Annotated in this window: 9 protein-coding genes; 7 read left to right on the top strand and 2 right to left on the bottom strand. The window is 66.2% G+C overall.

What is annotated here, in order from left to right:
• The first annotated feature begins 124 nt into the window (after positions 1-124).
• The 4 genes from AB4059_RS14875 to AB4059_RS14860 all read left to right on the top strand — a co-directional run bounded on the left by AB4059_RS14875 (position 125) and on the right by AB4059_RS14860 (position 8618).
• Positions 125-670 carry a hypothetical protein gene (locus AB4059_RS14875; protein WP_498979946.1) on the top strand — a complete coding sequence of 182 codons (546 nt, stop codon included), beginning with the start codon at positions 125-127 and terminating at the stop codon, positions 668-670.
• An 81-nt stretch (positions 671-751) separates the two neighbouring features.
• Entirely contained in the window at positions 752-6244 is a 5493-nt protein-coding gene (locus tag AB4059_RS14870; RefSeq protein ID WP_498979945.1) for a HAMP domain-containing protein, read from the top strand.
• Complete coding sequence (locus tag AB4059_RS14865; protein ID WP_498979943.1) at positions 6229-7956, top strand: response regulator; 1728 nt, start codon at positions 6229-6231, stop codon at positions 7954-7956. Before AB4059_RS14870 ends, AB4059_RS14865 begins: the two co-directional genes overlap by 16 nt.
• A complete protein-coding gene (locus AB4059_RS14860; RefSeq protein WP_498979941.1) occupies positions 7956-8618 on the top strand; it encodes a sensor histidine kinase in 663 nt (220 codons plus the stop codon). The genes AB4059_RS14865 and AB4059_RS14860 overlap by 1 nt, the downstream gene beginning before the upstream one ends.
• A 6-nt stretch (positions 8619-8624) precedes the next feature.
• Here AB4059_RS14860 and ligD read toward each other — a convergent pair whose 3' ends face one another.
• Together ligD and ku are read right to left on the bottom strand one after the other, a co-directional pair.
• The gene (gene ligD / locus AB4059_RS14855) at positions 8625-9494 is read right to left on the bottom strand and encodes a non-homologous end-joining DNA ligase (protein ID WP_498979940.1); all 870 of its coding nucleotides are present in this window, start codon (positions 9492-9494) and stop codon (positions 8625-8627) included.
• Positions 9495-9497: 3 nt separating this feature from the next.
• Positions 9498-10394: a non-homologous end joining protein Ku gene (gene ku, locus AB4059_RS14850; RefSeq protein ID WP_498962676.1), complete on the bottom strand. Its 897-nt coding sequence runs from the start codon at positions 10392-10394 to the stop codon at positions 9498-9500.
• Between the two features lie 215 nt (positions 10395-10609).
• Between ku and AB4059_RS14845 the strand changes: the two genes are divergently transcribed.
• The 3 genes from AB4059_RS14845 (at position 10610) to AB4059_RS14835 (ending at position 12382) form a co-directional block, all read left to right on the top strand.
• Entirely contained in the window at positions 10610-10993 is a 384-nt protein-coding gene (locus AB4059_RS14845; RefSeq protein WP_498979939.1) for a phasin family protein, read from the top strand.
• A gap of 121 nt (positions 10994-11114) precedes the next feature.
• Complete coding sequence (locus tag AB4059_RS14840; RefSeq protein ID WP_498979937.1) at positions 11115-11471, top strand: PadR family transcriptional regulator; 357 nt, start codon at positions 11115-11117, stop codon at positions 11469-11471.
• Positions 11468-12382 (top strand): hypothetical protein, encoded by a 915-nt coding sequence (locus tag AB4059_RS14835; RefSeq protein ID WP_498979936.1) that lies wholly within the window; start codon positions 11468-11470, stop codon positions 12380-12382. The genes AB4059_RS14840 and AB4059_RS14835 overlap by 4 nt, the downstream gene beginning before the upstream one ends.
• Positions 12383-12399 lie beyond the last annotated feature (17 nt).

Genomic DNA, 12399 nt, shown 5'->3' with positions numbered 1-12399 from the left:
TCCGCGCACCGAAAATACGAGCGACGCGGTTATGCGCCGATGAGGCCACGCCTCACGCCGGTTCCACACGCGGTTGGCGAAAGTGCACAGCTTCGCGAGACGCGCTCTCCACACGAGGAAGGCCGTGACGCAACCCCCCGATGACCATGACGCCGCGCCGCATTCCTTGCGCGATGGGGTACACGACTTGCGCAACGTCCTGAATGCCGTCCAGATGAATGCCTACGCCGCGCGCCAACTCGTCGACGAACCCACGCGCACCCTCGCCTGCCTGACGCGCATCGAAGCGGCAGTCGAACGCGGTAACGGCGTGCTGGCGCACCTGCCCGCCGACGAAACCCTGTCGACGGCCGCGCTGATCCTGCGCGAGCGCCTGCACGGCGAGATCGACGTGGCCTGCGACGGCGACGAATCGGCGCCCGTGCCGGGCTTGCTGCGCCAGGCCCTGTGCGTGGTCGCGGTCGAGAGCCAGGCCCTGGGCGCCAATGCGTTCCGCCTGCGCGCGGGCGAAGGCGCCAGCGGCGAACTCGCCTGCCATGCCCATGGGCTCGTCGCGCCCGGCCCGATCGCGACGGCATTGGCCGGGTCGAAGGTGCCGGAGTTGCGGGTGACCGCCGAACGGGCCGACGGCGGATGGACCTTTCGCTGGGCGGTCCCGCCCCTACAGTGAAGATGGTCTTCACATGGCCCCTACCTGCGTGTCGATAGCGTCCGCGTCTGTTTGCCCGTGGGGACGGGTACCGGAGGTTCAGTGAACAACGAAAGCCAGCCCGCCCGACGTGCACGTCGCGGCGCCAGCATCGCAACGCCGGCCGAAACCGTCGTCGCTTCCGCATCGAACGTCGTCGACGCCAACGTCGCCGAGCAACTGCAACAACTCCTGATGGCGATGAACTCGGTCCGCGAAGGCGACTTCTCGGTCCAGTTGCCACCGCATTGGGAAGGGTTGTCGGGCAAGCTCGCCGATGCCTTCAACGACATCGTCAACCAGAACAAGCGTCTGGCGAACGACTTGGCGCGCGTCGCGCAACGCGTCGGCGGCGAAGGCCGCACGCGCCAGCGCATGCCCGCGGCGAATCGCCAGGGCGCATGGTCGGACATGGAGTCGTCGGTCAACGGGCTGATCCGCGATCTCGCGCGCCCGATCGAAACGATGACCGAAGCGATGGCCGCGGTGGCGAAGGGCGACCTCTCGCGCACCGTGCCGATGGACAACGATGGCCGGCCGCTGGAAGGCGAGTTCCTGCGCGCGGCGAACATCGTGAACCGCATGCTCGAACAGATGTCCGAGTTCTCCTCGGAAGTCACGCGCGTGGCGCTCGAAGTGGGCACCGCCGGCCGCCTCGGCGGCCAAGCGAAGGTGAAGGGTGTGTCGGGTGTGTGGAAGGACCTCACCGACTCGGTGAACCAGATGGCCTCCAACCTCACCGCGCAGGTCCGCAACATTTCCGAAGTGACGATCGCCGTGGCCAACGGCGACCTTTCGCGCAAGATCACCGTGGACGTGCGCGGCGAAATCCTGCAGCTGAAGGAAGCCATCAACACGATGGTGGACCAGCTGCGCGGCTTCGCATCGGAAGTGACGCGCGTGGCGCGCGAAGTGGGTACCGAAGGCAAGCTCGGCGGCCAGGCGATCGTGCCCGGCGTCGCAGGCACCTGGAAGGACTTGACCGACTCGGTCAACGCGATGGCATCGAACCTGACCTCGCAGGTCCGCAACATCGCCGAAGTGACCACCGCCGTGGCGAAGGGCGACCTTTCGCGCAAGATCACGGTGGACGTGCGCGGCGAAATCCTGGAACTGAAGAACACCATCAACACGATGGTCGACCAGCTCAACGGCTTCGCGGCGGAAGTGACGCGCGTGGCGCGCGAAGTGGGTTCCGAAGGCCGCCTCGGCGGCCAGGCGCAGGTGCCCGACGTCGCAGGTACGTGGAAGGACCTCACCGACTCGGTGAACTCCATGGCCTCCAACCTCACCTCGCAGGTGCGCAACATCGCCGAGGTGACCACCGCGGTGGCGAAGGGCGACCTCTCGCGCAAGATCACCGTGGACGTGCGCGGCGAAATCCTCGAGTTGAAAGACACCATGAACACGATGGTGGACCAGCTCAACGGCTTCGCGGCGGAAGTCACGCGCGTGGCGCGCGAAGTGGGTACCGAAGGCAAGCTCGGTGGCCAGGCGCAGGTGCCGGGTGTGGCGGGCACGTGGGCCGACTTGACCGACTCGGTCAACGCGATGGCCTCCAACCTCACCTCGCAGGTGCGCAACATCGCCGAGGTGACCACCGCGGTGGCCAAGGGCGACCTCTCGCGCAAGATCACGGTGGACGTGCGCGGCGAAATCCTCGAGCTGAAGAACACCATCAACGTCATGGTGGACCAGCTCAACGGCTTCGCGGCGGAAGTGACGCGCGTGGCGCGCGAAGTGGGTACCGAAGGCAAGCTCGGTGGTCAGGCGCAGGTGCCTGGCGTCGCCGGCACGTGGAAGGACTTGACCGACAACGTCAACTCGATGGCGTCCAACCTCACCGCGCAGGTGCGCAACATCGCCGAAGTGACGACCGCGGTGGCGAAGGGCGACCTCTCGCGCAAGATCGCGGTGGACGTGCGCGGCGAGATCCTGCAGCTGAAGGAAACCATCAACACGATGGTCGACCAGCTCAATGGCTTCGCGGCGGAAGTCACGCGCGTGGCGCGCGAAGTCGGTACCGAAGGCAAACTCGGTGGCCAGGCGCAGGTGCCGGGTGTCGCCGGCACGTGGAAGGACTTGACCGACAACGTCAACTCGATGGCGTCCAACCTCACGACCCAGGTGCGCAACATCGCCGAAGTCGCGACCGCGGTGGCGAAGGGCGACCTCTCGCGCAAGATCGCCGTCGACGCGCAGGGCGAGATCCTGCAGCTGAAGTCGACGATCAACGTGATGGTGGACCAGCTCAACGGCTTCGCGGCCGAAGTGACGCGCGTGGCGCGCGAAGTGGGCACCGAAGGCAAACTCGGTGGCCAGGCGCAGGTGCCCGGCGTGGCCGGTACGTGGAAAGACTTGACCGACAACGTCAACTCGATGGGCGCCAACCTCACCACGCAGGTGCGCGGCATCGCGAAGGTGGTGACGGCGGTGGCCAACGGCGACCTGCACCAGAAGCTGACGGTGGAAGCGAAGGGCGAAATCGCCGAACTCGCCGACACCATCAACTCGATGACCGAAACGCTGGAAATCTTCGCCGACCAGGTGACGACGGTGGCGCGCGAAGTCGGCGTCGAAGGACGACTGGGCGGCCAGGCCAACGTGCCGGGCACCGCGGGCATCTGGAAGGACCTGACCGCGAACGTCAACCAACTCGCGGCCAACCTCACCACGCAGGTGCGCGCGATCGCCGAGGTGGCCACGTCGGTGACGCAGGGCGATCTCACGCGTTCGATCCAGGTGGACGTGCGCGGCGAGCTGGCCGACCTGAAGGACAACATCAACGCGATGATCGGCACGTTGCGCGCGACGACCGAATCCAACCGCGAGCAGGACTGGCTGAAGACCAACCTGGCGAAGTTCTCCGGCATGATGCAGGGCCAGCGCGACATGATCACGCTGGGCCACATGTTGCTGTCGGAACTCGCGCCGCTGGTCTACGCGCAACAGGGCGTGTTGTACGTCATCGAAACCGACGAACGCCGCGGCCGCAATCGCCTTCGCCAACTGGCCGGTTACGCCGATGCCAGCGCGAACGACGAGGAGCCGCGCTACGTCGAATTCGGGCAGGGCCTGATCGGCCAATGCGCCGCGCAAGCCGAGATGATCGTGATCAACGACGTGCCGGCCGGCACGGTGCAGATCGAATCCGGGCTCATCAGCGCCGTGCCGCGCAGTGTCGTGGTGTTGCCGGTGTTGTTCGAAGACCAGGTCAAGGCCGTCATCGAACTGGCATCGCTCACCGAGTTCACGCCCTCGCAGCGCGCGTTCCTCGAACAGCTGTCGGGTTCGATCGGCATCGTGCTCAACACCATCGAAGCGACGATGCGCACCGAGCGCCTGCTCTCGCAGTCCCAGCAGCTCGCCGGCGAATTGCAGTCGCAGCAGAAGGAACTGCAGCAGACCAACGAGGACATCGCGCTCAAGGCCACGCTGCTGGCCGAGCAGAAGACCGAGGTGGAACGCAAGAACCAGGAAATCGAACAGGCCCGTCGCGCACTGGAGGAAAAGGCGGCCGAACTGGCGCTCACCTCGCGCTACAAGTCCGAGTTCCTCGCCAACATGTCGCACGAGCTGCGCACGCCGCTCAACTCGATCCTGATCCTCGGCCAACAGTTGGCCGAAAACCCGGACGAGAACCTCAGCGACCGCCAGGTCGAATTCGCCAAGACGATCCACGCGGCAGGTTCGGACCTGTTGCACCTGATCTCCGACATCCTCGATCTGTCGAAGATCGAATCGGGCACGGTCACCGTCGACAGCGAAGAGATCGCGTTCTCGCACCTGCGCGAAAACCTCGAACGCGGTTTCCGCCACGAAGCCGAACGCCGCCGCCTGGATTTCTCCGTCGACTTCCCGAGCGAAATCGGCCGCGTGTTCCATTCCGACCCCAAGCGCCTGCAGCAGATCCTCAAGAACCTGCTGTCCAACGCGCTGAAGTTCACCGAACGCGGCAGCGTGCGCCTCGCCGCGCGCGTGGCCACGCACGGATGGTCCGAAGGCCATCCGGTGCTCGACAGCGCGCCGACGGTGATCGCCTTCGACGTCACCGACACGGGCATCGGCATCTCCACCGAGAAGCAGCGCATCGTGTTCGAAGCCTTCCAGCAGGCCGACGCGGGCACCTCGCGCAAGTACGGCGGCACGGGCCTGGGCCTGGCGATCTCGCGCGAAATCGCGGGCCTGCTCGGCGGCGAATTGCGCCTGCAGTCGGCTCCGGGCAAGGGCTCGACGTTCACGCTCTACCTGCCGCTGGATTACGTCGGCTCCGGCGAGCCGGTGCGCAACGTGCTCGGGCAGCAGACGCAAGCGGTCACGGCGGACCAGAGCTTCCCCGAACTGGTGGAAGTGCCCGACGACCGCGAGCACCTGGATCCGGACAAACCCGTGCTGTTGGTGGTGGAGGACGACGCGAATTACGCGGCGATCCTGCGCGACCTGGCGCGTTCGCGCGGCTTCCAGGTCCTCACCGCCAACCGCGGCGCCGAAGCCTTGCGGCTGGTGCGCGATTACGCGGTCAACGCGATCACGCTCGACATCTTCCTGCCCGACATGCTGGGCTGGACGGTACTCGCGCGCCTGAAGCAGGACTCCACCACGCGCCACATCCCGGTGCAGATCGTCACCATCGAGGAAGAGCGGCACCATTCGATCGAGCGCGGTGCGTTCTCCTACCTGGCCAAGCCGTCCAACGCCGAGTCGATCCAGCAGGCGCTCGAGCGCATTCGCGAATACACGCTGCCGCGCACAAAACGGCTGCTGATCGTGGAGGACGATGATCGCGAACGGATGAGCATCGAAGAACTCTTGCGCCACGACGACATCTCCATCGACACCGCGCAGACCGGCGAGCAGGCGCTGCAATCGCTCGCCGACAACGACTACGATTGCGTCGTGCTCGATCTGCGCCTGCCCGACATGACCGGCCTGGACCTGCTCGACCGCGTGCAGGAGCAACCCAAGCTGCACGAGTTGCCGATCGTCGTGTTCACCGGCAAGGAGCTCACCGCCGCCGAAGACGCGTACCTGCGCAAGGCTGCGCGCAGCGTGGTGATCAAGGGCGTGGAATCGCCCGAGCGCCTGCTCGACGAAACCGCCCTGTTCCTGCACCGCGTGATCGCCGACCTGCCGCCGCAGAAGCAACGCATGGTGCAGCGCCTGCACGAAACCGACGATGCGCTCAAGTCCAAGCGCGTGCTGGTGGTCGACGACGACGTGCGCAACATCTTCGCGCTGTCCAGCGTGCTCGAGCGCCACGGCATGAGCGTCATCACCGCCGGCACGGGCCACGAAGCGATCGAAAAGGTCGCCGACGACCCGGACATCGACTTGGTGCTGATGGACATCATGATGCCCGGCATGGACGGCTACGACACGATGCGCGCGATCCGCGGCATGCCCGACGCACGTGCCTTGCCGATCGTCGCGCTCACCGCCAAGGCGATGAAGGGCGACCGTGAGAAGTGCCTGGAAGCCGGCGCGTCGGACTATCTCGCCAAGCCCGTGGTGACCGACCAGTTACTCGGAGTGCTGCGTCAATGGCTGCACCGTTGAGCAACCTCCCCTCCGGGCCGGGCCACGTGCCGGTCAACATCCTGCTGGTCGACGACCAGCCGGGACGCTTGCTGACGTACCGCGCGATCCTCGAACCGCTCGGCGAGCGGCTCGTGGACGCGAGCAGCGGGCCGGAGGCGTTGCAGAAGCTGATGCAGGACGAGTTCGCGGTGATCCTGCTCGACGTCAACATGCCCGGCATGGATGGCTTCGAAACCGCGAGCCTGATCCACCAGCATCCGCGTTTCGAACGCACGCCGATCATCTTCGTCACCGCCGTCAACGTCTCCGACCTGGACCGCATGCGCGGTTACAAGCTCGGCGCCGTGGACTACGTGATGGTGCCGGTGATCCCGGAGATCCTGCGTTCCAAGGTGGTCGTGCTGGCGGAGTTGTTCCGCAAGCGCCGCGAGTTGCAACTCGCCAACGAACGCCTCGCCGCGGCGAACGAAGCCCTGCGCACCGAAAAGGCGCGCGAGCTGGAAATGCTCAACGAATCGCTGCGCCTTGCGAACGTCGAGCTCGCGCAACGCAACGTCGACCTGCAGTCGGAAATCGGCGAACGCACGCGCGCCGAGGCGCAGTTGCGCGAACTGGATCGGCGCAAGGACGAATTCCTGGCAACACTCGCGCACGAGTTGCGCAATCCGCTCGCTCCGCTGCGCAACGCCGTCAGCATCCGCAAGCTCACCGGCAGCGACGATCCCTTCCAGGCGATGATGGAACGCCAGCTCGGTTTGCTGGTGCGTCTGATCGACGATCTGCTGGACGTGGCGCGCATCAGCCGCGGCAAGCTGGTGCTCAAGCCCGAACCCACGACACTGCAGCAGATCCTGCAGGCGGCGATCGAAACCGCCTCGCCCGTGCTCGAGGCGGGCGCGCATCCGTTGCAACTGGCCTTGCCGGAAATGCCGCTGCCGATGCTCGCCGACGGCGAACGGCTGTCGCAGGTGTTCTCGAATCTGCTCAGCAACGCGGCGAAGTATTCCGATGCCGGTCGCACGATCGAAGTCGTCGCGCAGCGCGAGGGCCCGTTCGTCACCGTCAGCGTGCACGATCGCGGCATCGGCCTGACGCGACAGCAGATCGAGGAAGTGTTCGAACTGTTCGCGCAGGTCGACACGTCGGTCGAACGTGCCCGCGGCGGCCTGGGCATCGGCCTGACGCTGGTCAAGCAACTGGTCGAGATGCACGGTGGCGCGATCCGCTGCGAAAGCCCGGGCCTCGGCCACGGCAGCGTGTTCATCGTCACCCTGCCCTTGCGCGAGGTCGCGACTGAACCGACGCACGCGCCGGTGCCCGCGGTGCCTGCCGCTCCCACGCGCACCTTGCGTGCGCGCTCGCGCCGCATCCTCGTGCTCGACGACAACCGCGACGCCGCCGACACGCTGGCGATGATGCTGGAGATCCTCGGGCACGAAGTGACGCGGCTCTACGATCCGCACCAGGCGGTCGCGGAAGTCGAACGCTTCGATCCCGACCTGGTCTTCCTCGACATCGGCATGCCGAGCCTCAGCGGTTACGAACTGGCGCGCCAGTTGCGTGCGCAGCCGGGCGGAAGCCGTCGCGTTCTGGTGGCGGTCACCGGTTGGGGCCAGCCCGACGATCGCCGTCGCACGGCCGAAGCCGGATTCGACCATCACCTGGTCAAGCCGCCGGACCTGGATATCGTGCGCAGCATCTGCGACGAAGTCGAAACCCGGACGGTGTGATGGCGCACGACGACGCTCGCGGCGGCAACCCGTGGTTCAACCGGCTCGCGCACGATCTGCGCAGCCCGTTGTCGTCGCTGCAGACGGCCGCGTACCTGTTGCGCACCGATCCGGGCGGCGCGACGGCGAAGGAACTGTCGGACATCGTCGTGCGGCAGTCGCAGCGCATGGCGCGGATGATCGACGAGTTGGACGATTGGTCGCGCGCGCAGCAACACCGGTTGGTGGACCTGCATGAGCGCGTGGAGCTCGGTGGCATTCTCGACATGGCGGTCGGCTCGCTGCACGGCAGCGTCGATCCGGTTTATCGGAACGGTTCGGCGGACGCGGTCGTGCTCGCCGATTCCTCTCGCCTGGCCCAGATGTTCCGCACCTTGCTGGAACAGACCCTCGCGCGCGATGCGCAGGGCGCCCGCGTCGACGTGACGACGAACGGCGAGACCGTGGAGATCGTCTTCGCCGACAACGGCCCCGCGGTGGACGAAGCGGTGCGCGCGAAGTTGTTGGAAGCGCCGCAGATTCCGCCGCCCGACGAAGGCCTCGGCCTGCGCTTGCTGATCGCGAAGGCGATCATCGATGCCCATGCGGGCACGCTTTCGATCGAAGGGCCGGGCGAGGGCGCGACACAACGCATCCGTTGCGTTCTACCGGTGGCGGCGTAACGCGCTTCAGAGCTTCGGCAGTTTCTGGTCCTTCGCGCTGGCCAGGTCCCAGATCGGCGCATCGACGCGCTTGATCGCATCTTTCAGTTTGAACCGATCCGGCGCGCGCACCGTCGCGAACTCGTCCCACGTCACCGGCATCGCCACCGGCGCGCCGGGGCGTGCGCGGAGCGAAAAGCTCGACACCGCCGTCGCGCCGCGGCCGTTGCGCAACCAATCGATGAACACACGCCCTTCGCGCTTGGCCTTGCTCATCGTCGCGACATAGCGCTGCGGCGCGCGTTCTTCCATCGCATGCGCGAAGCGGTCGCAGAACGCGCGCGATTGGTCCCAGGTGTAACGCTTGGCGATCGGCACGACGAGATGCACGCCCTTCCCGCCACTCAGGCGCGGGAACGAGATGAGCCCGAGTGCCTGGAGTTCGTCGCGCAACTCGCGCGCCGCGGCCTTGATCTTCGGCCAACCGATGCCGGGATCCGGATCGAGGTCGAAGATCAGGCGATCGGGTTTCTCGAGCGTCTTGACCTTCGACGCCCAGGGATGGAACTCGATGACATTCATCTGCGCGAGCGACAACACGCCGGCCAGATCGTCGAGCCACGCATATTCGGCGTGCTTGCCGTCGTTCTCGGCGATTTCGATGCGATGCAGCGCCTTGCCGAACGCGGGACCCAGGTGCTTCTGGAAAAAGCGCTCACCCTGGATGCCGTCGGGGCACCGCACGACGGACATCAGGCGTTCGCCCGAGTCCTCCAGCAAACGCTCGGCGACGGCGGCGTAATACTCGAACACTTGCCGCTTGGTGATGCCCACGTCGGGATACACGACGCGGTCGGGCGAGGACAGCGTCGGCAATGCCGGCTTGCGTGCGGCCACGCGTCAGGCGCTCTTCTTGCTCTTGCTCGTGGACTTGGCGGGCGCCTTCTTGGTCGCGGGCTTCTTCGAGGCCTTGCGCGCGGTCGCCTTCGCGGGCGCCTCGCCCTTCTTCTCCAGGCTCTTCTTGAGCAGGGACATGAAGTCGACCACGTTGGTCGTCGCTTCCGGGGCCGCGGTTTCTTCCTCGACGGTCGTCGTCGCACCCTTCTGCTTCAGGCGCTTTTTGATGGCGGCGGTCAGGCGTTCCTTGAATTCGTCCTTGTAGTCGTCCGGGTTGAAGTCGCTGGCCATGGATTCGAGCAGCGTCGTCGCCATTTCCATTTCCTTCGGCGTGACGTGCCACTTGGTCGCGTTGCCTTCGGGGATGTTGTATTCCTCCAGCGAGACGACTTCTTCCGGGAAGCGCAGCAGCATCAACATCAGCGCGTCGTCCTGCGGCAACACCATCGAGAGGTATTCCTTCGTGCGGATCACCACGCGGCCGATGCCGACCTTGCCGGTCTTCTTCAACACTTCGCGCAGCAGCACGTAGCCCTTCTCGGCCTTCTTGCCGGGGACGAGCACGTAAGGTTTCTCGATGTAGGCCGGGCTGATCTGTTCGCGGTCCACGAAGGCTTCGATGTCGATCACCTCGCGGTTCTCGCTCGCGGCGTTCGCAAGGTCTTCGGGTTCGAGCACCACGTAGTTGCCCTTGGAGTATTCGAAGGCCTTGACGATCTCCTTCCAGGGCACCTCTTCGCCCGTCTCGGCATTCACGCGCTCGTACTTCACCGGCGCCTTGTTGCGCGCGTCCATCATCCGGAAATGCAGCTCGGTGCGTTTTTCGCCCGTCATCAGCTGGATCGGGATGTTGAGGAGGCCGAACGAGAGGGTGCCGTTCCAGATCGGGCGGGCTGCCATGACCGCGAACTCCAACGGGTGGGCCCTGCAGACTCGCGCTCGACAGGTGGGGGCGGCGTGAACGTGGCGTGGACGTAACACGCTGATTTCACGCAGATTACGGGGACCAAAACGAAACGACGAACGGTTGTTGCACCGCAACATCGACAGGGCTATGCTGCGCCGCACCATTCGGCAATTCCGCCGGCTGGCCCCCACCGTGGAGTCCACCTGCCATGTACCAGCAGATCAACGACCAGTTCGCCGCCGCCTCGCGCCAGTTCGCGGACACCGCGGCCCAGATCAACCGCCTCGCCCTCGACAACGCCACCCAGGTCTTCGGCCTGCAGATGGCCGCCCTCGAAGCCGGCACCAATGCGGCCTTCGCGTTCCTCGGCGAAGTCGCCGAAGCCCGCAACCCCGAGCAGCTCAAGGCCGTGTGGCCGAAGGGCCTGCAGGTCGCCCGTGAGAACGTCGAGCGTTCGATCGCCACCGGCCAGGACGTCCTCGGCCGCACCGTGAAGACGCAGGAAGCCATCGGCCAGATCGCCAAGTCGCAGTTCGAAGCGCAGGCGAAGCAGGCGACGGACCAGGTCGCGAAGGCCACCCAGGCCAAGTAAGCCTCGGTCTCGCCCCACGAGAGCCCGACGAAAAGCCTCCCCCGAAAAGGGGAGGCTTTTTTGTATTGACGTACTGTGCGTCGCAATGTAGTGTGCGCCGCAAGTCACAAGGCGAAGCACCGTGGATATCCGAGAGACCACCGCGCCCGAGAGCGCAGCACCGAAGCTGGAAGGCGAACTCCGCCGCGGGGCGCTCGTGCTGGCCGTGCTCTCGCAGTTGCGCGAGGTGCAATACGGCTATTCGCTGCGCCAGGCCCTGGCCCAGCGCGGCATGCCGATCGAGGAAGGCACGCTCTACCCGTTGCTGCGCAGGCTCGAGGCCCAGGGCGTGCTCGCCTCGGAATGGCGGATCGAGGACGGCCCGCCCCGCCGCTACTACCGTTTGAACGACGCAGGCGAGGCGTTGCTCGTCGAACTGACCGGTACCTGGAACGCCCTGGTGCGCACCATGGCCGGCCTGATTGGGAGCGGGAAATGAACCCGAACGAGGTCATCGAATCCTACGTGGCCGACGTCATCCGTCGCGTGCCGCTCAAGGAGCGCAACGACATCGGATTCGAGCTGCGTGCGTTGCTCACCGAAATGCTCGACGAGCGCGCGCAATCCGAAGGCCGGCCCGCCGACGATGCGATGGTGCTGGCGATGTTGCGCGCCTTCGGCCTGCCCGCCGACATCGCAGCGCGCTATCGCGCCCCCGGCTTCGTCATCCTGCCGGCCGAACGCACGCGCTCCTTCGCCTGGTTGTCGCTCGGCGGCATCGCCTTGCAATGGGCGCTCACCCTGCCGCGCGTCGCCGAAGGCGCGTCGATCGGCACGTGGTGGTTGACCTGGGGGCTTGGCGCCTTCTGGTGGCCGGGCTTCATGTCGATGATGGCCCTGTTCGGCGCATGGATCCGCCAATGGCGCACGACGCCGCCGGCATGGACGCCGCGCGAGATCGATCGCGACCGCGTGCATCGCGGCGCATTCGCCTTCGGCCTGACGTGGTTCGCGATCGGTGTCGCGCTGATGCTCGCCCTGCCGTGGATCAGTGCGCAGTTGCCCGAGCCCTTCCCGCGCATCTTCGCGTTCGATCCGGACTTCCTGCGCACGCGCGCATGGGCGGTGGTCGCGTTGTGGCTGGTGAGTTTCGCGCTGCTGGTGTCGGTCCTGGCGAAGGGACGCTGGACGCCTGCCGCGCGCCGGATGGAACTCATCGGCAGCATCGCGTGGCTCGTGGTCCTCGGTTGGCTGATCGCCTCGGGCCACATCTTCCAATTGCAGGCGACGACGGAAGGCGCGCGGTTCGGCCTCGGCATCGTCTTCCTGATCGTGCTGGTCGACGTCGGCACCAAGGTGTACCGCCTGCGGCCGGGCTTGCACGCACCCAAGGTCGCCACGCGGCACTGACGAAAAAAAACCCCGGC

The sequence above is a fragment of the Lysobacter sp. 2RAF19 genome (genome assembly GCF_052115395.1).
In the GTDB taxonomy this organism is placed as follows: domain Bacteria; phylum Pseudomonadota; class Gammaproteobacteria; order Xanthomonadales; family Xanthomonadaceae; genus Noviluteimonas.
The sequence above is the reverse complement of the archived record's forward strand: the minus strand, read 5'-3'. Positions and strand labels throughout refer to the sequence as shown.

Coding starts and splice junctions, on each gene's coding strand:
- AB4059_RS14865 (WP_498979943.1), top strand. CDS start 6,229: ATGGCTGCACCGTTGAGCAACCTCCCCTCCGGGCCGGGCCACGTGCCG.
- ku (WP_498962676.1), bottom strand. CDS start 10,394: ATGGCAGCCCGCCCGATCTGGAACGGCACCCTCTCGTTCGGCCTCCTC.
- AB4059_RS14835 (WP_498979936.1), top strand. CDS start 11,468: ATGAACCCGAACGAGGTCATCGAATCCTACGTGGCCGACGTCATCCGT.
- AB4059_RS14845 (WP_498979939.1), top strand. CDS start 10,610: ATGTACCAGCAGATCAACGACCAGTTCGCCGCCGCCTCGCGCCAGTTC.
- AB4059_RS14860 (WP_498979941.1), top strand. CDS start 7,956: ATGGCGCACGACGACGCTCGCGGCGGCAACCCGTGGTTCAACCGGCTC.